Source organism: Terriglobia bacterium (assembly GCA_020072815.1).
Lineage (GTDB): Bacteria > Acidobacteriota > Terriglobia > Terriglobales > Acidobacteriaceae > Angelobacter.
Window position 1 is genome coordinate 124,073 of the sequence record JAIQGE010000001.1, and the last position, 22,635, is coordinate 146,707.

At 60.9% G+C, this 22,635-nt stretch carries 15 protein-coding genes; 5 read left to right on the forward strand and 10 right to left on the reverse strand.

The features are described 5' to 3' along the window. Positions 1–244: 244 nt before the first annotated feature. Together LAO20_00510 and LAO20_00515 are read right to left on the reverse strand one after the other, a co-directional pair. Positions 245–1,951, reverse strand: a complete 1,707-nt coding sequence (locus LAO20_00510) for a carboxypeptidase-like regulatory domain-containing protein (protein ID MBZ5529884.1) — start codon at positions 1,949–1,951, stop codon at positions 245–247. Between the two features lie 27 nt (positions 1,952–1,978). Further along, on the reverse strand, positions 1,979–3,712 hold the full coding sequence (locus LAO20_00515) for a GWxTD domain-containing protein (GenBank protein MBZ5529885.1): 1,734 nt from the start codon (positions 3,710–3,712) through the stop codon (positions 1,979–1,981). Between the two features lie 319 nt (positions 3,713–4,031). Between LAO20_00515 and LAO20_00520 the strand changes: the two genes are divergently transcribed. The 3 genes from LAO20_00520 to LAO20_00530 all read left to right on the forward strand — a co-directional run bounded on the left by LAO20_00520 (position 4,032) and on the right by LAO20_00530 (position 6,811). Continuing rightward, positions 4,032–5,435, forward strand: a complete 1,404-nt coding sequence (locus LAO20_00520) for an efflux RND transporter periplasmic adaptor subunit (protein MBZ5529886.1) — start codon at positions 4,032–4,034, stop codon at positions 5,433–5,435. Positions 5,436–5,566: 131 nt separating this feature from the next. Then, positions 5,567–6,247, forward strand: a complete 681-nt coding sequence (locus LAO20_00525) for an ABC transporter ATP-binding protein (GenBank protein ID MBZ5529887.1) — start codon at positions 5,567–5,569, stop codon at positions 6,245–6,247. 270 nt (positions 6,248–6,517) lie between these two features. After that, positions 6,518–6,811, forward strand: coding sequence for a hypothetical protein (locus tag LAO20_00530; protein ID MBZ5529888.1), 294 nt, complete (start codon positions 6,518–6,520; stop codon positions 6,809–6,811). Positions 6,812–6,973: 162 nt separating this feature from the next. Here the strand turns inward: LAO20_00530 and LAO20_00535 are convergent, their stop codons facing one another. The 5 genes from LAO20_00535 to LAO20_00555 all read right to left on the reverse strand — a co-directional run bounded on the left by LAO20_00535 (position 6,974) and on the right by LAO20_00555 (position 15,375). After that, on the reverse strand, positions 6,974–9,403 hold the full coding sequence (locus tag LAO20_00535; protein MBZ5529889.1) for an ABC transporter permease: 2,430 nt from the start codon (positions 9,401–9,403) through the stop codon (positions 6,974–6,976). Between the two features lie 283 nt (positions 9,404–9,686). Further along, positions 9,687–10,904, reverse strand: coding sequence for a penicillin-binding protein (locus LAO20_00540; protein ID MBZ5529890.1), 1,218 nt, complete (start codon positions 10,902–10,904; stop codon positions 9,687–9,689). Between the two features lie 382 nt (positions 10,905–11,286). Continuing rightward, positions 11,287–12,594, reverse strand: coding sequence for a cell division protein FtsZ (ftsZ, locus tag LAO20_00545; protein ID MBZ5529891.1), 1,308 nt, complete (start codon positions 12,592–12,594; stop codon positions 11,287–11,289). 199 nt (positions 12,595–12,793) lie between these two features. After that, a complete protein-coding gene (ftsA, locus tag LAO20_00550; GenBank protein MBZ5529892.1) occupies positions 12,794–14,041 on the reverse strand; it encodes a cell division protein FtsA in 1,248 nt (415 codons plus the stop codon). An 8-nt stretch (positions 14,042–14,049) separates the two neighbouring features. Continuing rightward, complete coding sequence (locus LAO20_00555) at positions 14,050–15,375, reverse strand: FtsQ-type POTRA domain-containing protein (protein MBZ5529893.1); 1,326 nt, start codon at positions 15,373–15,375, stop codon at positions 14,050–14,052. Positions 15,376–15,757: 382 nt separating this feature from the next. Here LAO20_00555 and LAO20_00560 point away from each other — a divergent pair, with 382 nt between their 5' ends. Beyond that, the gene (locus LAO20_00560) at positions 15,758–16,285 is read left to right on the forward strand and encodes a hypothetical protein (protein MBZ5529894.1); all 528 of its coding nucleotides are present in this window, start codon (positions 15,758–15,760) and stop codon (positions 16,283–16,285) included. A gap of 200 nt (positions 16,286–16,485) precedes the next feature. On the opposite strand, the gene murC is transcribed toward LAO20_00560, so the two are convergent. Together murC and murG are read right to left on the reverse strand one after the other, a co-directional pair. Continuing rightward, positions 16,486–17,892 (reverse strand): UDP-N-acetylmuramate--L-alanine ligase, encoded by a 1,407-nt coding sequence (murC, locus tag LAO20_00565; GenBank protein ID MBZ5529895.1) that lies wholly within the window; start codon positions 17,890–17,892, stop codon positions 16,486–16,488. 235 nt (positions 17,893–18,127) lie between these two features. After that, complete coding sequence (gene murG / locus LAO20_00570) at positions 18,128–19,225, reverse strand: undecaprenyldiphospho-muramoylpentapeptide beta-N-acetylglucosaminyltransferase (GenBank protein ID MBZ5529896.1); 1,098 nt, start codon at positions 19,223–19,225, stop codon at positions 18,128–18,130. A 271-nt stretch (positions 19,226–19,496) separates the two neighbouring features. On the opposite strand from murG, the gene acs reads away from it, so the two are divergent. Next, complete coding sequence (gene acs / locus LAO20_00575; GenBank protein ID MBZ5529897.1) at positions 19,497–21,407, forward strand: acetate--CoA ligase; 1,911 nt, start codon at positions 19,497–19,499, stop codon at positions 21,405–21,407. Positions 21,408–21,675: 268 nt separating this feature from the next. Here acs and LAO20_00580 read toward each other — a convergent pair whose 3' ends face one another. Further along, complete coding sequence (locus tag LAO20_00580; protein MBZ5529898.1) at positions 21,676–22,434, reverse strand: PEGA domain-containing protein; 759 nt, start codon at positions 22,432–22,434, stop codon at positions 21,676–21,678. Between the last annotated feature and the right edge of the window lie 201 nt (positions 22,435–22,635).

Here is a 22,635-nt window from a genome sequence, read left to right on the forward strand (position 1 = left end):
CGCCGGAGAGTACATGAAGGGGATGTCAAGGGTCAATCTCGCAGTGTTCGTCCGAGTCGAGCTGTTTCTGAAATTCCGAGCGTAGCGAGGAATCGCTATCGGCATGATGATGCGTCATAAATGGAAGATTGGTTTTCTTGAAGTCGAGCTTTCCTGGCAATAGGGATCTCTCGCTTCGCTCGAGATTTCAGAAAACTGACGCTCGGAAACTAAGAGGTAGCCTGCGTGAGTTCTGAAAAGCAGGCTAGAACGTAAACGCCAGGCCGCCGCGCAGCGACCGCGCCGCCTGCACCATGTACACGGTGCGGCCGTCCTGGCCATTCACCGGCAGGTAGCCCTGGCCCAGCACGTTGCGCAGGTCCAGGAGAGCGTCCATTTTCGCGGGGATCAAGGAGCTGCTGGGAAGCGGCTGGCGGATGAACACGCTGAGGAAGGGGTCTGTCTGGCCAGGCGACGCGTTGAACGCGTCCACGCTGGAGAGCGTGTTGCCGCTGGTCCACTTGTACGATGCGATCCAGCGGGTGTGGGAAACCGGAACGTAGCCGGCAAACTTGGTCCCCACGGAGTGCTGGCGGCTGGTGGCCAGAGCATGCGGCAGGTCTTGCCACGCCACCAGCGAATCGGCGGTAACGGCGCTGCCGTTGGAGTAATCCACAGTGATCGTGAGGTCGTCAGAAATTTTCCGCTGTATCACCACACGAACGCCCGCCGTCGAAAGGCCGGGAAGGTAGGCGTAAGAGAATGTGCCGGAGTAAGTGTCGGGCAGAACATCGTCAGAATAGCTGGAAGGATCGCCCGCGCCGGTGAGGACCAGATTGCGCAAATGGTCCACGTAGCCGGCCACCTGGATGTTGGTGTCGCCCATCCGCCGGGAGACTGCGATTTCCTGATGCTGGGCGTTTTCCACTTCCGGCCGGCCGTTGGTAAGGGCCATTCTAGGACCGGACTCGCTCAGGTCCGCGGGCGCCGTATCAAAACCTTTGGCGGAACGCGTGTCCGGCTCGGAGGTGGCGTAGCGATACTCCACAACCATGTCCGGCGACAGATGGACCTGGACTGAGCCGTAAGGACGCAATGCCGCAACGCGCTTGGCGAATTCCATGGACTGCAGGGCCGCGCCGTACTCCAGATCAATGAAGCCGGCAACTTCCATGCGGTCTGAACTGTTGATTTCCATGGCCGCGTACGGCGAGTTCTCCACCGCCAGGCCGGGAGGCGCAAAGCGCCGGTAGGTCAGCGTCACCGTGGGACGCGAGCTCTCACCGAAATCGTGCGCGTAAGAGGCGCGCAGCACGCCGGCGGGATCACCCTGGGCCCCGATGTTGCCGTTGAAGGAAAGCGTGCCGGAACTGAACAACGATTTTTCCAGCGCGAAGGAGGTGGTCATATCGCCCGCACTGCCGAAACCTTCGGCGTCAGAGCCTGCGATAAAAGCCACACGCGCTTTCATGGAGCGGTCTTCCGAGCGTTCCGGGCTGGCGACTACCACCAGGGTTCCGCCGTCTTTGCGATCTTTGTTCACGGCGCGCAGCACGGGACGGCTGGCCGTGGAACGCAAGGTCCAATGCCAGTCATCGGCTTCGGTGGAGGCCGAGCGGCGCGGCGGCAGCAGCTTCAGCGCGTCTGACAATGTGTTCAGCGTAATGTTGACGAGCACGTGCGCGCCGGCGCGCAAGGTCACGTTCTCCCGCAGAGTCGGCAGAAAAGAAGCAGCGCTGACTTTCACCTGATAGGTGCCCGGCTGCATATTGGGGGCGGAATAGTAACCCTTGGAGTCCGTGTAGACGGTGGTACCCAGCAACGCGGCGGAGGTAAAGATGTCCACCACGGCGCCCATCTGGGGCGCTCCCGAGCTGTCTTTGACGACTCCTGAAATAGCTCCCACGCTCGCCGCGAACAACGGCGAGCCGGCCAACAGGACCACCAACAAACATCCGAGTTTACGGGTCATATCCACCGCCTTCAGGGGAATCAGCGATTACTGGACCGTAAATTTTGCCGACGGCGAAATGGTTTGCTTGGAAACCAGATCGTTGATTTTGATCGTTACCTGGTAAATACCTGGATCGAGCTTACCCAAAGAAAGGCTCTTTTCCAGGGTGATTTGCTCGCCAACGTTGCCCATTTGGGCCGTTGTTTCCGTTAAGTTTAGCACGGGCTGGTTGCTGGTGGTATTGACAACTTGGTATTCCACCGTGGCGGAAGGTCTTTTGGTCTTTTCGTCCACGCCCAGGTTGTAAACCTGCATCCAGAAGTTGATTTTCTCCTGCTTTTTGAAGGCGGAAGTCTTGGAATCAGCGGCCGGTACCCGCGGGCGCACCCGCGTCTGGCCGATGACAAAGTTGCCGGTGCCGATTTCTCGCGCCGGTACCGGGTCCATCTGGTCGGCCAGAATCAGGGACGAAGTGGAAAGTTTGTCGTCGCTGTAGTCGGGCACGATCAGGTTGTGCGAATACGTCCCCAGCTTGTCGCCGTTCACGTCTTTCAGCACCACGTCCAGCTTGTACAGGCCGGGCCGCAAAGGCAGCGCCTTCCAATACAGTGAAGTGTTGTTAAGTTCTTTTTCCAGCAGCTCCGCCGGGATGTCTTTCTTCAGCGTTTCCTCAAAAGTTTGCACTGTCTGGCCGGAGAGCTTGCTCACCTTCCCGAACAGGTTCACCACCGAATGCTGGACGCCTTCTTTGCCTACCCAGGTCAGGGACCGCAACGGCACTTGCAGGGTGATGGGGACTAGCACCGTATCTGACGTCAGCTTGACAAAGTTGAACTGCACGTCAAAGGGGAGCAGGTTGTAGCGGATCTTGTGGGTGACCACTTCGTCCAGGTCCTTGAACTTGATGGGAGGCGGCGCGTTCAATTTGGCGAACGTTTCCATGCGGTCAAACTGCTTGGTTTGCATGTTCTGGTTGAACGGGCCGGAACCCAGGGCCTCAATTCCGCGGAAACGGTCAGCCTTGTTGGCCTGGCCCATGTCTTCCATGGTGGTCAGGCCGGCGTTGGGAACGTGCAGCAGCGCGTCTTTGCGCGAGCGGTCGAGCGTCATCTGATAAGAGCCGCAGCTGCAATCGTCCACAAACTCAATCTCAATTTCCTGTCCAATGCCTTCCAGGTAGCGGTAGCGCCACACTTCAAAGGGGTAGGTTGAGGTCTCGCCGCCGCCTTCCTCCGCCGGGCGCTGATAAGGACCTCCCATGGGATGGGAGTCAATGCTGGTGGGCGGACCGTACATCACGTAGATTCTTCCGCGGTCCGTCTTCCATCCGGGAATCCCCGCGGCATAGTGCTCGTTGGCATAGGCGATGCGGCGATAGTGCTCTTCCTTGTACTCGTTTTCCGCGGTGTCCGGCGTGGGATCGCGGCGCAGCCAGAACCCTTCAATGAACTGGTCGCGCTCAGTGTTGTTGGAGAGTTTCTTGAACGCGGACAGCTCTTCGTCGGTGATGATCCAGCGCACGTCCTCGTTGAGCCACTTCTTGTACGGCCCTTCCAGCTTTTCTTTGATGGCGTTCTTGTCGGAAGTCGGCCGCTGGCGCTTGAGCGGATCTTCTTCGCCTTGCTGCTGGGCCGGGGCGGCATCAGCCGGTTTTTTCTTCTTGGCGGAAGTAGATTCCTTTTGGTTATCGTCGGTATAGGAACCGGCTTCTTGCGCTTGCGCCAGGAAACAACCGGAAACGGCCAATATGAACAGTATGAGAAAGTGCCTGGAACGGATATAACGGTACATCAGAAGGCGCCTCCTTCTATGGGGCTTTGAGGATGCTTGGATTGTATGTCTTTGCGCCCCTTGAAGCAAGAAGCAAAGGCGGGTTAGAGTCCTTTCGGAATTGCCCCTAAGAGCTTAAAAAGTAAGCTATTTGGCAGAAGTTCCTGGCTCGGCGCCCTAGCTCAAAAAGCTGTCCTCTGGATATAATCGAAGTCAGGCTCCGTCATTACAATAGGACGTGTACTTACGTCCTCAGGGTGGAACTTTCCCCCCGGTACCGGCGTATATGGTATGGCGCACATTACTGCGCTGAGCCTGGAAGGATCTCATGACAGGAAAAAAGAAGATTGCACTCATAGTTGTTGTGATTGTGGCTGCGGCGGCGGTGGTCGGCTTCACTGTCAGCCAGACTCAGAAGAACGTGGTCACGGTGCAGACCGGCAAGGTCATCAAGCAGGACGTAGCTTCCGTAGTGACAGCTTCCGGTGAAATCAAGCCGAAGACGTTTGTCAACGTGGGCGCGAATGCCATGGGACGCATCACCCGCCTATTCGTGAAAGAAGGCGACAAAGTAAAAAAAGGCCAGGTACTGGCCCAGTTGGAAAACGTCCAGTCCTCCGCTGACGTGGACCAGATGAAGGCCACTCTGGGCCAGGCCCAGACGGACCTCATCTCGCAGCAGGCAGCGTTGAACACCGCGCGCGCCCAGCTCAACAGCAGCTCAGCCACGCTGGCCCAGGCCAAGCTGGAATTTACGCGCGCTCAGGGCCTGTACAAGGACCAGTTGATCGCCAAAGCCGACTATGACGCCAAGAAAGCGGCGTACGACGTGGCCGAAGCCGTGGTGGCCCAGGACCAGGCCCGCGTCGCGCAGAACGTGGCGCAAGTGGATTCTTCCCGCGCCCGCGTTACCCAGGCGCGCGCCAGCCTTACCCGCGTGAATGACGTTCTCAGCAAGACGACGTACACCGCTCCCTATGACGGCGTGGTCACCAACCTGCCCGTGCATGAAGGCGAAACCGTGGTCATGGGCATCCAGAATTCTCCGGGGAGCACGCTCATGACGGTGGCGGACATGGCCGTGATTACCGCGGAAGTCCACGTGGACGAGACTGACATCGTCAACGTGGCGCTCGGCCAGACCGCTGAAGTCACCATTGACGCCATCCCCAATAAGACTTTCAAAGGCGTGGTGACCGAGATTGGCGACAACGCCATCATCCGCTCCACCGGCGTGTCCACCTCGCAGAGCACCTCCGGCAGCCAGGAAGCCAAGGACTTCAAAGTAGTCATCACCCTGGAGAACCCGCCGGAGAAGCTGCGTCCAGGACTCTCCTCCACGGCCAAGATCACCACCGGGCTGGCGCATGACGCCCTGGCCATTCCCATCCAGGCGCTCACCGTCCGCGACAAGAAAGAGCTGGAGGCGCAGGCCGAGAAAGACAAAAACAAGGGCAAGAGCAAAGACAAGAAAACGGCTGCGGCCACGCCCGCCCCCGGCGCGAAGAAAGAAAACCAGGACGTTCAAGGCGTATTCGTGATCAGCAAGACCAAGAAGGCTGAATTCCGCACCGTGGAAACCGGCCTGACCGGCGCCACGGAAATCCAGATCAAGAGCGGCCTGCAGGAAGGCGATGAGATCATCACCGGCAGCTACAAAGTCCTGCGCACGCTGAAAAACGGCGCCGGCGTGAAAGTAGACAATTCGGCGGCCGTTAAGAGCGAGTCGTAACCGTTGGCCTTATCGCACGTCTAAGCAAAGCAGAAAGAGGAATCTGGGTGGGGACAGACCAGGAGAAAAGCATGGCAACTCAAGTGGCCGATCTTTCTGAAAACGTGATCAGCGCGCCGCCGGCCGATTGCATCATCTGCACGGAGGACCTGTGGAAGACCTACGAGATGGGATCGGAACAGGTGCACGCCCTGCGCGGGGTCAACCTGAAGATCAATCGCGGCGAATATGTGGCCATTATGGGCCCCTCCGGCTCCGGCAAATCCACATTGATGAATCTGATTGGCTGCCTCGATTCCCCCAGCAAAGGCCGCTACTGGCTGAACAGCAACCTGGTCAGCGAACTCAACGACGACGAGCTGGCCCGCATCCGCAACAAGGAGATTGGCTTCGTCTTCCAGACGTTCAACCTGCTGGCCCGCGCTACGGCCCTGCACAACGTTGAGCTGCCGCTGATTTACAGCGGCACCCCGGCAGATGAAAGAATCTCCCGCGCCAAGGGCGCCCTGGCCGCAGTGAACCTTGCCGACCGCATGAACCACAAGCCGAACGAGCTCTCCGGCGGTCAGCGCCAGCGCGTGGCCATCGCCCGCGCCCTGGTGAATAATCCCTCCATCATTTTGGCCGACGAGCCCACCGGCAACCTGGATTCGCAAACCGGCCAGGAAATCATGGACCTGTTTGCCGATCTCCACAAAAAAGGCAATACCATCGTTCTGGTCACCCATGAAGCCGACATCGCCGAGCACGCCCACCGCGTGGTCCACATCCGCGACGGCGTGGTCGCCAGCGACGAACGCAAAAACAAGTAGCAGGCAGACCTGACCGCTGATTCACAGTGGACGCGGCACAGCAGAACCTTTGCGTCTCAAGTCCCCATCTGTATCCGTTTTCCCCAGCCCATGTGGTAATCCGACTCCAGAGGCTCCCAGCCCTATAAGCGCAAGGTGCTCATTTTGATAGAGTTATACCTTCCTGGCCATTGGCAGGCCAGTTGCTTATTCACTTGCTAGAGTCCGTCTCAGGTTCATGGAGCAGAAGTTTTGCGCCGGGTGTGGAAGTCAGTGTTTGGAGGTGGAACCATGGACGGTTGCACGAAGACCAGCGGTGGCATTCTCAACAGCGCCAGAAAAACCAGTTTCCTGCCCCTGCGCGACGCCGTGCTGTGCGGTGATTGTAATTTTGTTTCCGCCGCCGAAGAGGGCGTGTGCCCGGTGTGTCACGGACGTTCTCTTTCCCGGCTTTCAGACCGCTTGCTTTCTGCCGGTAAGCCTGCGGGCTCGAACCAGGGCGAGATGGGTTACCGTCGAATCCTGCAGCTGCTCGGATTCCGACGCAGAAATCGCCAGAACGACTTTGCGTATCTGCAGCGCTGACGTCGGGCGCGCAGTTCATCAAGTTTTTTCGAGCGCGTAATCCGTAGCTCCTTCCCCCTGAAAAGGGCTTTTGCGCGCGGACGATGGCTCGAGAGGTCGCTGACCAACCCGCTATGGTCAGCGACCTTATTTTTTTCGCTTCGCTCCGCCACGCTTCATAGCTCACTCGTACCGGAGCGCCACCGTAGGATCCACCCGCGTCGCCCTGCGCGCCGGGATGTAGCACGCCGTCACCGCCACCGCCACTAGCAACACCGTCACGGCGCTGATGGCCAGCGGATCAACAACGCCAACCTGAAACAGCAAGCTGCGCAGAAAGCGGGCAAAGACTGCGCCGGCGATCAAGCCGATCACCACGCCGATCAGCGTGAGCCGCAGCCCGCCGCCAATCACCAGCCGGAAGACCTGGCCGGGCGTGGAGCCAAGCGCCATGCGCGTGCCGATCTCCCGCGTCCTCTGGCCCACGGCAAAGGACATGACGCCGTAAATCCCCACCGCGGCAATCAGCAGCGCGAGTCCGGCTAGGATGGCCAGCAGCACGGTGCGAAAGCGCGGCTGTGAAACCGAAACGGCCATGTTTTCTTCCATGGTGCGGACCTTCACCAGCGGCTGATTGGCGTCAATCTCATGGACGGCGCTGGCCAGCGAGTTGGCCAGGCTGCGCGGCTCGCCGCTGGTGCGCATCACCAGCGAGAGAGCGAACACCGGCAGAGGCGGGATCACCTGGTGATACGGCACGTACATTTCCGTGGGTGCCTCACTGGAGAGCGACTGCTTCACGTCGCCCACCACGCCAATCACTTCCATGTACGGGAACGATTTGTCCGGCGTTGCGCCCAGTTGCAGGTGCTTGCCCAGAGGCGACTCGTTGGAGAAATACGTCTTGGCCATGGTGGCATTGATCACCACCACCGAGGGCGTGCCTTCCTGGTCAGAATCGCTGATCCAGCGGCCAGCGAGCAGCGGCATGCCCAGCGTGGCCCGGTAACCCGTGCTCACCGCGCGATAGTTGGCCATAATGTACTCGTGCGGCGACTTGGGCGGACGCCCGTCAATATTGAAATGAATCACCGATCCCGAGCCGCTGACCGGAAGAAAAGAAGCTGCTCCCGCGGAGCGCACCCCCGGCAGAGCGGCGGCGCGTTCGATGATGCGATCAAAAAACAGATTGCGCTCGGCAGCCTTGGCGTGAGTCACAGGTGAGACCGGCAAATCGGCGATCAGGATGTGGTCCACAGCAAAACCCGGCGCTGAACTCGACAAGCGGTCAAAGCTGCGGATCAGCAGCCCGGCGCCTACGAGCAACAGCATGGCCACGGCGACTTCACTCACCACCAGGGCGCCTCGCGCGCGCAGCACGCCCAGTCCCACGGCCCCGCGGTCATTCTGGTTCAGCGCCGATCTCAAGTCCATGCCCGCCATATGCAACGCCGGCGCCAGTCCGAACAAGACTCCGGCCACCACCGCCAGCACGCTGGTAAACGCCAGCACCGTCACGTCAATATGGACGCCGCTGGCCGCGGGCAAGCTCGTAGCGCCAAGCAGCAGCAGAGGAGGCACAGCAAACAGCGCCAGCAACAATCCCAGGCCCGCGCCCACCAGCGACAACGTAACGCTTTCCGCCAGCACCATGCGGACCACGCGCCAGCGGCTGGCGCCAATGGCCGTGCGGACGGCAATCTCCCGTTGCCGCGCGGTGGCTCGCGCCAGCATCAGGTTGGCCACGTTCACGCAGGCAATCAGCAGCACAAATCCCACCGCGCCCAGAATCATCAGCAGCGCCGGGCGGACGTTCTGCACCAGTTGGTCCTGCATCAGGTTTACGTTGGCGCCGGTGCCGGTGTTGAATTCCGGATACTGCTGCTCCAGCCGCTTGGCGATGGTGTTCATCTCCTCCCGCGCCGCTTCCACTCTCACTCCGGGCTTGAGGCGCGCGAAGGGCAAAATGCCGGGATGCCACGAACGATCGTCGGGCAGGGTAACGGCCCACGGCTCCATCGGCAGCAGCACATCAGGCGACTGCTGCAGCAACTGAAACCCGGCAGGCAGCACGCCGATGATGGTGTACTGCTTGTTGTCCAGCGTGAGCGATTGACCCAGCGCGCTCTCCGCCGCGCCATAGCGCCGCTGCCACAGTCCCTGGCTGATCAGCGCCACTCCGGCCGCCCCCGCCCGGTCTTCCTCGGGGGAAAACATCCTGCCGCGTGCGGGGCTCGCTCCCAGCAGCTCAAACGTGTTGGCGCTGGCCATCTGGGCCACCAGGCGTTCCGGTTCGCCCGCGCCGGTCAGCGTCATGTTCAGGTTGCGCACCGCGCCCACGGCGGAAAACGAACGGCTCTGGTCGCGCCAGTCTTTGTAGTTGAGATACGAAACAGAAAGAATCGGAAACCGCGCAAGCCGTTCCGTGAGCAACACCAGACGGCTGGGGTCCTGGAACGGCAGCGGCCGCAGCAGCACAGCGTCAATCACCGTGAAGATGGCCGTATTGGCGCCGATGCCCAGCGCCAGCGTGAGTACGGCGATGACGGTAAAGCCGGGCGTCATGCGCAACCTGCGCACAGCGTAGCGGAAGTCTTGAAGATAGGAGTTCATGAGCGTGGATTCCCCCGGGAATTGTAGCGCGCCTGAAAAGAGTTAGACGTCAGCGAAGAGAAAATGGCGTGGACCGCAGGCGCCCTCGCCTGTGCAGAAGCATCGTGTGGCACAGCCGGCGGGTTCGGTGGAGGCGCCTTCGGCTGTGCAAGGTGGAAGAGCGGCATTCAGAGCCACGTATATAAGAGCGAGGCCGATCACGCGCCGAGCTCGTCGCGGCAGGCGCGTAATGATCTATTTTCGAAGCCAGAATCGCAGGCGGTTTGGAGCGAAGCGACAAAAACTACTGCTGCACGCCCGCCGCCGCGCTCTTCTCCGTCCGGTTTACCGCGGTCTTCGCGAAGAAATCGTGGTCGTAGAGCGACCGATAGAACTTGCCGGTAATTTCGGCGGCTTTGGGGCCGTACGTCGGACGCCCGCCCTGAAGGAAGACCACGGTGGCGATGCGTCCTTGATCGGTGTCCGCGTACGACGCAAACCAGCCGAAGCGCGTGCCCGCTTTGGAGCAGGTGCCGGTCTTGCCGCGGATGGGCTCTTGATTGAAGTTCAGTCGCAGGCTGCGCGCGGTGCCGTATTCCACCGCGCCCGTCATGCCTTCCGCAATTTCCGGAATCAGGTCAGCGATATCGAGCTGCCGCTTGACGCGCGGGGTAAATCCGGCAATCTCTTCCTCCGACTGCGGATGCTGCAGGTAATAGAGCGTGCCCCCGTTGGCGATGGCCGAAACCAGCGCGCCCAGTTGCAGGGGCGTCATGGAAATGCTTTCGCCGAACGAGCACATCTTGCCCACGCCGCCGCGGCGAGCGTCAAGCTCATGCGCGGGGAACACACCCAGGTGTTCGCCCTCAATCTCATAACCGGCCAGCTCGCCCAGGCCAAACTGCCGGGCATACCGGCGGACTTTGGGGAAACCCAGGCGGCGTCCCAAAGCCTCAAAATAAGCGTTGTTGGAATGGGCCAGGGCCTCGGTGAGGTTCATCTCTGAGTTGCGCCCCAGTTTGATCTCACTGTCGCGGGTGATCACGCCTTCACTCAAACCCGCCAGCGCCACGGCGACTTTAATGGTGGAGCAAGGTTGTGCGCCTCCGGAGAGCGCCAGCTTCTGGTTGACCATGGCCAGGATGCGCCCATCATTCGGATTGATGGCGACTACCGTGCCGTTCATGTTGCCCAGCGCGTCTAGCGCGGCTTGGCGGACAATGGGATCTTCGCCGTCAGAGTCGTCATCGGCGGCGATGCCGCTGGCGAAAGAGCTGGTGCGAAAGCGTTCCACCCGGCGCGTCGCGCGGCGGCGTTTGCGCAGCGCAACCTGCTTGGTCACGGCTTGCTTGGTCGCTGCGCGGCTTGAGGCCGCAGCCTGCTGCTTGACCGGACGCCTGTGGCGTCTGGCTGTCCGCTTGTGCGATCGCGGCGCTTCCGTGACTTTCGCGTCTTTCTTGGCTGGCTTCGCGCTCGTCGAAGTCGCGGACGTGCGCGCCAATGACGGCTGGCAGACCATCATTGCCAGCAAAGCCAATACCAATATCCTGAACTGAAAATTCATCTCACATCACCGCGGGAAACTTTCCCATCAAAAGGACCTTTACCATTTCGGAAGAAGAACTCTTGCCTTCTGTTTTACCAACTTGCCTGCACGGCAGGTATGGATTAAAACCCTGAATTTGTGACCGGGTTGCGCCCCGGGCCGCCTAGCAATGCCGCAGGGGCCGATGAGGTTCACCTCACCGGAGGAGAAACCATTCGCGGCTGGCTGCGCGGCAGCCGCGAATGTCCATATCCAATAGGAGATGCCCCAGGAGAGAGGGGGCGAATGCAATTACGCTAAACTCCGTCCCCCGGCATTTTCCTTAAGTTTTGATTAACCTTGTTAATCACATCCGGCCTTAATTCACCTCGCCGCGTTTGCGGATGAAGGCCGGCACGTCAAGGTCGTCGGCTTCCACGCCGCCGGTCATGGCCTCTGATACCGCCGCCAGATTGGGGTTCTCCCGCGCTGGTGCGGCCAGGCGCACTGCCCCGCCGTTCATGGCCCCGCCGTTCATGGCCCCGCTGTGCATAGCGCTGCCGTGCATGACGCCGCCGTTGGCGCCGCCATTTACCCTGGGAGCAGCCGGCTGCGTCTGGTAGGCCGAAACCGTGCGCGCCGACGAAATAGCCTGCTGCGCCGCAGTGATGCCGCGGTCCTTGCGTTGCGGCTGCTGTTTGAACCCGGTGGCGATCACCGTGATCTTGATTTCATCTTTCATCTTCTCGTCCTGCACTGCGCCGAAGATGATGTTGGCGTCCTCGTCGGCGGCCGACTGGACGATGGTGGATGCTTCATTCACTTCCGCCAGCTTGAGCGAACTGGAACCTGTGATGTTGATCAGGATGCCGCGCGCGCCGTCAATGGCCCCGGCTTCCAGCAACGGCGACGAAATTGCCGCCTGGGCAGCTTCCGCCGCGCGATGGTCGCCGCGGGCCACGGCCGTTCCCATCACCGCGTAGCCCATGCCGGCCATGATGGTCTTCACGTCGGCAAAGTCGCGGTTGATGATGCCGGGGATGGTGATGATGTCGGAGATCCCCTGCACCGCCTGGCGCAAAATGTCGTCGGCGATACGGAACGACTCGAAGAACCCGGCGTTCTGCGCCACTGCCAGCAGCTTTTCGTTGGGAATCACGATCATGGTGTCCACGCTGTCCACCAACTCCGCCAGCCCGCGCTCCGCCTGGTTCATGCGGCGCTTGCCTTCAAACGCGAACGGCTTGGTGACCACCGCCACCGTCAGCGCGCCCATTTCGCTGGCCAACGAAGCGATGATCGGCGCCGCTCCGGTGCCCGTGCCGCCGCCCAGGCCCGCGGTGACGAACACCATGTCCGCGCCTTCCAGCGATTCAATAATTTTGTCGGCATCTTCCAGCGCCCCGCGCCGCCCGATTTCCGGGTTCGCGCCCGCGCCCAGCCCGGTGGTGAGCTTGGTACCCAGTTGGATCTTGACCGGCGCGCGCGACATCTGCAACGCCTGCAGGTCGGTGTTGGCCACCACAAACTCCACGCCTTCCACGCCGGCGCAGATCATGCGATTGACCGCATTTCCGCCTCCGCCGCCCACGCCGATCACTTTGATCTTGGCGTTGTTGCGGGGATCTTCGTTGAACTGGATGCGAATGTCGCTTTCCGGCTGTTGCGTTTTCTTCTTGTCGTCCATCATGCCATCACACTCCTGAACTTTTGAATTCGCCGACATCACAGGCGATGGTCCGCATCGCCCCGACATAGCCGCGCTACGTCAATCCAACCTTTCACCGACCCAATCTCTTCCGCGATCATCGCTTCCACGCGCCGTACTTTCACGCGACAGCTTTCCGCTAAGCGCCGCTCAAGCGCATGTTCTTCACGCGCCGTTCTTACGCGCCCAAGCGCGCCAGAAACGACCGCAGGCGCGTGCCCAAGCCTGGTTGCTGGATCATTTTTGCCGCCGTGGTGCGATGCGCGTACATCGCCAGCCCGATCAGCGTGGCAAACTCCGGCTCCGCCAGCGATGCCGGCATCTTGGCAATGGGCACGGGCGACGCCAGCCGCACCGGTCGGTCCAGGATCTTGTCGCAAACTTCGCGCAGGCCATCCAGCCGCGACGCGCCACCGGTCAAGACTAAGCCGGCATTGCACAGCTCCAGCACTCCGGCTTGCTGCAGGTGGTCGCGCAGCAGCTCGCACAACTCCGCTGCGCGCGGCTCCAGAATTTCCGCCAGGAAACGGCGGGCCATTAGCCGCGGCGGCCTGTCGCCCACCGCAGGCACTTCAATCTCCTCGTCCGCCGGCACCTGGTCGCTCAACGCGTGGCCATACTTCTTCTTGATCTTTTCCGCTGAGACCAGCGGCGTGCGCAGGCCTACCGCCACGTCATTGGTAAAGTGGTCGCCGCCCACGGGGACTACGCCGGTGTGCGCCGCCATGCCGTCACAGTAGACAATCAGCTCCGTCGAGCCGGCGCCAATGTCCGCCAGGCACACGCCCAGTTCTTTTTCTTCGGCGCGCAGGATGCAGTCGGCGGACATCAGCGCTTCGTACACCACGTTGTCCACGTGTATGCCCGCGCGATTCGCCGCCGTCACCACGTTCTGCACCGCGCTGGAGGAAGCCGTGACCATGTGCAGGCTCACTTCCAGCCGGCGGCCCATCATGCCCGCGGGATCGCGCACGCCGGTCTGCTCATCCAGAATGAATTCCTGCGGCAGTAGGTGCAGAATCTCGCGGTCCGCCGGCAGGCTCACGGAACGCGCCTTTTCCACGGCTTCGCGGATGTCATCGCGGTTGACCTCGCGCGCGTGCTGGCCCAGTGCGACTCCGCCGCGGCTGGTGACGCCTTTGATATGCGCGCCGCCTACCGCCACCACCGCGTTGCCCACCGAGCATTCCGCGACTTTTTCGGCTTCCTCCACCGCCTTGTGGATGCTCTGCACCGCTTTATCGAGTTCTACGATGATGCCTTTGCGCGAACCGCGGCTCTCCACTACTGCGTGTCCGCGATAGCGCAACCCGCTGTCTCCCGCCTGGCAGATCAGCGCCACCGTCTTCGCGCTGCCGATGTCCAGCACGGTCACCGTGTCGCTGCTCGCGTCTCTTTTGATTTCGTTCTTGATTTCGTTTGTCATACTGCTCACTATGCCGGCGATTTCTTCGATCTCTTCTTAGCTTTCTTCCGCGCCTCCACGCCTCCGCGGTGAAGAGGTTGCTTTTGCGACTCTGCGCCTGCGCGATGAGTAGGTCCCTTTTTCGCTTCCGCGTTTCCGCGGTGCGCAGGCTTTTTCTGTACCGATGGTGACGGCGCTGCCGCCTTCGCCGCTACTTTCACCGGAGCTGGTCCTTCGATCAGCCTGGGCGCCGGCGACTGCGCGCGACGTTCCGCATCTGGGTTGACCACAATCTGGCCTTCATAACGCAGGTCCACCGACTGCAAATTGGGAAATTGCTTCCGCCATTCCGCAACGTGGTCCACGTAGAGCTGGTAGCGGCTCAGGAAGTCTGAAGCCCCCAGATGGATCAGCAGCGTGCCGCCCGTGTCGCCGGCTTTGGCTGCGGCTGGCGGAGCCGTGGTCACTTTCACGTCTTCCGGATCGGACAAGTCCACTTCACTCAGCTGCTGCATGTAGCCTTTGCCGTCCGGCCCGCCGGAATCCAGCTCTTGCGCCATGCGGTTGTAGATCTTCATGGCCGCCGCTCGCGACGAAAGCGGCTCGGTGTCCGCAATGCCGTGGATCACCGGGAAGGAATATTTCGTCTGGCGGTTCGCGGGCATGCCCATCACCACGCCGTGCGCGTCAATCAGGCTGATGCGCGACCCGATCTGCGCAAACGCCACCGGCACACGCTCGCGGATATGGACCGCAATGCGGTTGGGCAGCACGCGCATCACCGTCGCCGACTCCACCCAGGGAATCTGTTCCAACTGATGCTTGCGTTCATCCAGCGGAACGTAAAAGATGTTCTTGCCTATGTCCGCTCCGGCTACGTCCATTACCTGCGTGCGCGAAGCGTTGTTCACGCCGCTGATGGCCACGTTGTCCGTGGAGTCTATACGGAACCGCCAGGAGTTCATGCCGTAGAGGTAGGCGCCCACGGCCATGCTGATGAACGCGCCGGCAACAATCCCCAGCACTGCAACCACTTTGAGCTTGCTCAACGTTTTGCGCGTGAGCGTAGTGCGGCGCACCGGCACGCGGCGCGATGTGCGCAGGAATTGCCCGTCTTCGCCATCCAGACCGCCGTCAAGATCGCCGTCGAAATCAATAGCGTCTTCCAGTTCAGGAATTCCGGCATGCATGGACGGATCTTGCGCGTATCGCTGCCGCACACGTCCGCGTTCTGAAGACGCGCGTTCAGAAGTTGTTCTCGATGAGATAGCGATGCGTCCCGGCGAATCGCCAGGTGACGCCGCCAAACTGCGCGGGGCGTCTTTAGGATTGACTTCAATAATCTCGCGCGGCATTAATAAAGTTGGCCAGCGGAGTTGATCGCCACCCTCAATATACCTGTTTCGTCCCGATATTGTTAGGAGTTTTTACGAAAAAGCCGACTTTTTTATGGGTTAGACCCGGCGCCGGATGCTGTGGCCCCCTGCCCGGACCCATGTGGCAAAAGGCCCGGGGTTCCCGGAATCCAGGGCTCCCGGCTTGCCCGGGTTTGGCAAGCTGGGATGGGGCGCACGCTTCGCGTGGCGGGGTGGAGGCGCCCCCGGCTGCGCAGAAGCATGGTTTGGGCCCCAGTGCGTCGCGCCCGATCACCCTAGTCGTTGTCCAGCCGGATTCTTCTTGCCTCCCCCGGCTCGCCTTTGCTAGATTCGGCCTCAGTTGTCCACAATGGGGGAACGGATGCGCCACAATCTTCTTCGTCTATCGCTTTTGATCTGTCTTACCGCTTCGCTTACCGGGCAAACCGCCCCGTGGCAAAAGTACAGGAACGTTGCCGGCAACTTTGCGGTCCTTCTGCCCGTGGAACCCAAGGAGACCACCACGGGCGACACTCCAGCCACCACGTCGCACACCATCCAGGCCATCGCCGAAGCTGTGAGCTACACCATCGTGTATGTGACCTTGGACGAGGAACAGGAGGTCACGGAAGCCAATTACAAGACTTACAAGGAAGGCGTGCTCAAGGAGTTGTCCACCTGCACCGTGCTCGATGAGCAGCCGGCCGCGCCGGCCATCCCCGGTTATATTGGCCGGTGGTACCGGATGAACTGCGACATTTCCAATACCAAGCTGACCTTCGTCGGCAATCTCTACTGGGGAAAGCACTACGCTTACGCCGTGCTGGGGATGTTCGCCACCGCGCCTACCGATCCACCCAGCATCAAGAAATTCGTCAACTCGTTTGGGGTGATTGACGCCAGTAAGTAGAGGCTCTTGCCGGATCTTCTAACGCAGGGTCTTCTAGCGCCAGGTTCGAACAAACGACGCGCGGCGTGCAGTTTCTTGGCGATTCGCGCCTGCGGAGAGTGCTAAAAGCTCAGGAGTCGGCGGACTTGCCTTGAACTATTTGTCTTCTGCTGCTGTTCCGATCACCAGATCACGCGCGATCACCCGATCACCCGATCTTCCTAGGCCCTTTTCTTTGGCTTTTCGCGGGCTTTCAGCAGCTCCAGTACCTGCGCGCCCAGTTGAGAGATATTCCCCGCGCCCAGCGTCAAGATCATGTCGCCAGGCTCGGCCGCGGCAACCGCCTCGCGCGCCGCTTCAGCAAATGACGTCATGTGGCGCGCTTCTTTCCCGCCCAGCTTCTGGATCGCCGCCACCACGCGCTCAGAGGTCACGCCGGGGATAGGCGGTTCGCTGGCTGGATAGATGTCCACCAGCAAAACGCTGTCAGCGTCGGCAAAAGCCGTGCCGAATTCGTCCAGCAGGTCCCGCGTGCGGGTGTAGCGGTGCGGCTGGAAGACCACGTGGACCCGGCTGAAGCCGCACTGTCGCGCGGCCGCCAGCGTGGCGCGGACCTCCGTGGGGTGGTGGCCGTAATCGTCAATCACGCTCACGCCGTCAGCGCGGCCTTTGAGCTGGAAGCGGCGGTCCACGCCGCGGAAGCTTTCCAGGCCCTCGCGGATCTGCTCCGGATCAACATCCAGTCCCACGCCCACGCCGATGGCCGCCGTGGCGTTGAGCACGTTGTGGTATCCCGGCACTTGCAGATGAAATTCGCCCAGCGACTTGCCGCGATACTCCACATAAAAGTGCGAATTGTGGCGCAGGCTGGTGCACTTGGTCTTGGTCCGCAGGACGCGGAAGTCAGAATCTTCACGCTGCCCATAGGTGAGGGCGCGGCGCGCCAGGCGCGTCAGCAGGCTGCGCAGGCGGTCATCGTCATTGCACAGCAGCACCGTCCCGTAAAACGGCACACGGTCCACAAAATCTATGAAGGCCTGTTCCACGTCCGCCATGTCGCGGTAGCAGTCCATGTGCTCGCGGTCAATGTTGGTGACCACCGCCAGGATCGGCGAAAGCTTGAGGAAGGAGCGGTCGCTCTCGTCGGCTTCCACCACCATGTAGCGCGATTTGCCCAGGCGCGCGTTGGAGCCCATGGCATCCACGCGTCCGCCCACCACCACCGTGGGGTCCAGCCCGCCCGCCGCGAGCACCGAGGCCACCATGCTGGTGGTGGTGGTCTTGCCGTGCATGCCGGCAATGGCGATGCCGTACTTCAGGCGCATCAATTCCGCCAGCATCTCCGCCCGCGGAATCACCGCGATGTGGTGCGCGTGCGCCGAGACGACTTCCAGGTTGTCCCCGCGTACAGCCGAACTGGTCACCACCACCTCCGCGCCGGTGATGTTCTCCGCCTGGTGACCAATGAAAATGATTGCCCCCAGTTCCGCCAGGCGTTCGGTGATGGCCGAATGCTTCAGGTCTGAGCCGGAAACCTTGTAGCCGAGCGTAAGCAGGACTTCAGCAATGCCGCTCATGCCGATCCCGCCAATGCCTACGAAATGAATCCGCTGTATCTTGGCAAACATTATTTGTGTCGCTTCGCTCCAAACCGCTTAGGAGCTTTCTTCTTGTTTGAATCCTTCTGCGCCTGAAGCAGGCCGCTCGGCGCGCCAGTCGGCCTCGCGGCTGCCATTTCACTCGGTGATGCCTGTCGCTTCGCTCCAACCCGCCGTAGAGCTAGTTCCAGCTTTCGATTCTTCTGCGCTTGGTGCGGCGGGCTCGCCACGCCAGTCGGGCTCGCGGTTTTGGTTTGGCTAATTGCTATTTGCTAATTGCTAATTGCTTTTTTCCCGCCAACTCCGCCACCATCCTCGCCACCCGTCCTGCCGCATCGTGATGCGACAAAGCACGCGCCCGCGCCGACATCTCCGCCAGCTTTTTCCGGTCGCCCAACAACTCCACAATCGTCTCCGCCAATCGTTGCGGCGTCAACTCCGCTTGAGCAATCAGGACCGCGGCTCCTCCGGAGGCAATGGCTTCGGCATTGCGTCGCTGGTGATCGTCGGCCGCCTGCGGGAACGGAACAAAAATGGCCGGCTTCCCGGCCGCTGTAATTTCCGCCACCGTGCTTGCTCCTGAGCGGCACACCAGCAGGTCGGCCTGGGCAAACGCTTGCGGCATATTGTCAATGAAAGCCGATACTTCGGCGGCTACGCCCGCTTGCTGGTACGCTGCCGCAACCTCATTATAGTCGCGCTCACCCGTCTGGTGGATGACCCGTAAACCGGGAATTCGCTGCTGTACTTCCGGGATGGCCCCGATCATGGCCTGGTTGATGGCCCTGGCCCCTTGGCTTCCGCCAAAGATCAGCAATGTTGGCGGACCGGGACCGCCGGCGGCCGCGGGCGACGAAGGAATCGCAAAAAACTCCTGCCGCACCGGCACGCCCACCACTTGCGGGTTGCGGAAATATTTCGCGGTCTGCTCAAAGTGCACGGCCGCAGCCGACACCCGCTTGCCCACAACCTTGTTGGCGAATCCCGGCACGTAATTGGGCTCAAACGCTAAGGTGGGAATCTTCTCCAGGAGGGCCGCCGCCATGGCCGGACCTGAAGCATAGCCGCCCACGCCCACCACCACATCAGGATTGAAAATCGCCATGATCTTGCGCGCTTGCATAATGGCCAGCGGCAGATCAATAAGGGTCCGCAGCCGTGTGAGCCAACTCACGTTCTTCAGCGCGCCGATCTTGACCCGCATCAGCCCAAAGCCCGCCGCCGGCACCAGCCGGTTCTCAATGCCGCGCGCCGTGCCGACGAACAACACCTCCGCGCCGTATTGCGCTTTGAGTTCCCGGGCAATAGCCAGCGCCGGAATCACGTGACCGCCTGTTCCACCGCCGGCAATGAGTACGCGCATGTCAGGAAGAGTCTACCCGACGCGGCCAGCCTCCATGAGCACGTGTGCCCTAGTAATCATCACACTTTGGTCGGCAGTCCGACGCCCGTTTCCCTCCCCCTGTGACATCCATCACAGCCTGCCTGCCCAAGAGAAGTGGTATCATCGCCGCTCATAGGCTGAGACCGCGGTTACCGGTGCAATGCTTCTTCTCGCACGCAGATCCTGGTGCGAACATGTAACCCGGTTACCGAAAGACCAGACAAATCACACCGACTGCCAGGAGGCGTTTATGGCAACTGTCGCCCACACTGAATCCGGAATTGAGCAGCTCTTACAATCGGAAACCGAACTTCAGGCGCCGGCATTTCTGAAAGAACAAGCAAAGCTGAAAGACTATGACGCCGAGTACAAGCGTTCGGTGGACGACCCTGACGCGTTCTGGGACGGTGTCGCCAAAGAACTGGAATGGTTCCAGCCCTGGAACAAGGTGTTTCAATCCACGTATCCCACGTTCCAGTGGTTTCTGGGCGGCAAGTGCAACATCGCTTACAACGCGCTCGATCGCCAGGTGAAGTCCGGACGCAAGAACAAAGTCGCTTACATCTGGACCACTGAAGACGGCAGCGAACGCCAGATCACCTACGGCCAGTTGCTGGACTTTGTCTCCCGCACCGCCAACGGCCTCAAGTCGCTGGGGGTGAAGAAGGGCGACCGCGTCATCATCTATATGCCGCTGGCGCTGGAAGGCGTGGTGAGCATGCTGGCTTGCGCGCGCATCGGCGCGGTGCACTCCGTGGTTTATGCCGGGTTCAGCGTGCAAGCGCTGCGCAGCCGGATTGAAGATGCCCAGGCCCGCGTGGTCCTCACCGCGGATTTCACCATCCGCCGCGGCAAGCGCGTTCCGCTGCGCTCAATCGTTCAAGAGTCCATTGACGGTCTGGAAATCGTTGACAAAGTGGTGGTCCACCGCCGTGGGGAGCCGTTTGATCTGGATTCGCGCGAAGTTGACTTCTACGAACTGGTCAAGAGCCAAAGCACTGAGTGTCCAGCTGAGGTCATGGATTCGGAAGACCCGCTTTACATCCTTTATACCAGCGGCACCACCGGCAAGCCGAAAGGCGTGGTGCACGTGCACGGCGGATACATGGTGGGCACGTACTACCACATGACCCGCTTCTGGGACATCCGCGATGACGACGTCTTCTTCTGCACCTCCGACATCGGCTGGGTGGTGGGCCATTCGTATATCGTCTATGCGCCGCTGCTCGCCGGCGCCACCACCGTGTTCCGCGAAGGTGCCATTGATTTCCCGCATCCGGCCGTGGCTTGGGAGGTTTGCGAGAAGTATCGCGTCTCCGTCGTGTTCACAGCGCCCACGGCCGTCCGCATGTTCATGCGCCATGGCGATGAACTTCCCAAGAAGTATGACTTGCGCGGCATCCGCTTGTTCACCTGCGCGGGCGAGCCGCTGAACCCGGAAGCTCTGACCTGGGCCTATCGCGTGATCTGCGGCAACGGCAAGACCGGCTTCGTGGCCGACAACTGGTGGCAAACTGAAACCGGTGGTCCGTGCCTGGGCACGCTCAGCTGCTTCCCCCAGCGTCCGGCCAAAGCCGGCAAGGCGCTTCCCGGCGTGGTGGCGGAAGTGGTCAACCAGCAAGGCGAGAAGATGCCGCCCAACAAAGGCGGACTGCTGGTGCTGCGCCGTCCTTTCCCCCACATGTTCCGCACCGTCTATGGCGACGCGGAGCGCTATGCGCAGGATTGGAGCAAATTCGGCAATGCTTATGCCACCGGCGATGTCGCGGTGTGCGATGCCGACGGCTACTTCACCGTGGTGGGCCGCGCCGATGACGTGCTCAACGTTGCCGGCCATCGCATTGGCACCGCTGACGTGGAAGGCGCGTTGGTCAGCCATCCCGCCGTCGCCGAAGCCGCGGTCATCGGAATCCCGGATGAGATAAAAGGAGAAAACATCAAGGCCTTTGTCATCCTGCGCGTGGGACACACGGCTTCCCCCGAACTGGAGGCCAAGTTGAAAGACCACGTGCGCCACACGCTGGGCTCGATTGCGGTCCCGGTGGCGGTGGCGTTTCCAGACAAACTGCCCAAGACTCGGAGTGGAAAGATCATACGGCGCCTGTTAAAGGCGCAGGAACTAGGCCGCGACGTCGGCGATCTTTCAACCCTGGAGGAATAACAGCAAGACCATCAGGGCACTCCCTCACCCGGCGCAGCGTGATTAGCTAGACGCTGCGCCGGGTTCCAACCTTATTTCATGTCGCTTCGCGACAAACCGCCAGCGATTCTGGCTTCCGCAAAATGCCTTCTGCTCCTGTAGCACGCCGCTCGGCGCCATACGGGCCTCGCGTCGGACCTTTCCTGCAAAGAGATTCTGCCTCTGCGCGGCAAACCGCCAGCTAGCTTCCTTCACGCTGCTACTAGCCTGTGCTTGTTTTGGCGAAGCTTCATCGTTCCTCTTCCGCGTGCGTTGGCGCAGACGGTTTGCGGGCCTCCTCCAGCGCGACTCTGATCTTCAGCGTCTTCCCGCTGAGCACGTAAATCCTCTCCCGATAGCTGGCGCGCCCCGGCGCCGAAATCGAAAGATCATAGGTTCCTGGCTTCAACCGCAGGTGTTTCAGGTCCTCCGCGTTGCCGGCGAAGGCTCCGTCCACGTAAACGCGCGCGAATTTAGGCTCCACGGACAATTTGACTTCGCCCCCTCCATAGCCGTAACCGTAAGCGTATCCGGGATAGTAGGGCGAATAGTAAGGCCCGTAATAAGGACCATAGTAGTAAGGCCAGTAGTACCCGCGCGGGTAAAACCCAAACCCCACGAACGGACGGACAAACGCCCTGCGCGGGAAGCGGGCAAAGCCCGCGCCTACCGCCACAGTAACGTGCGGCCGGGTGCTGTAACTTCTGGCCGAGTTGTTTGCGGTGGCCGGTTTGGTGTCTGCTTTTGTATTGGAAGCCGGCTGGCTTGAAGGCCGGGTCTCAGCCTGCGCCTGCTGCTCCTGCGACGCCGGCGCAGTTGGCGTCTGGCCGCTTTGTCTGGCAGCGTCCTGCGTTTGGCTGTCAGCGGGAGGCTGCGGCTGTTCGGCGGCCGCCGGCGTTTTCTGATCTGCTGGCTGGTTCTGCAGTCCATAGCCGAACATGACTGAACCCAGCAGAACTGCCGATACATAGACAGCTTTCAAGACGACGGTTGGATGTTGCTTTTCCATAAGGCGCGCCCCTTGGAATGGATTTTCGTTCATCTCTCTTGACTGGTTGATGTGGCACGTTGCCAGCCATCCGCCTAACGGACGCTGCGTCTTGATTTTCAATGTCTTAGGTGAGGAGAAACGCTGCGCAGTTCGTCCTCTTGGTGGTTTTCAGCCAGATCGTTGGTGGATTTCAACCATGGCGTCGCTCCTTCACTCAAG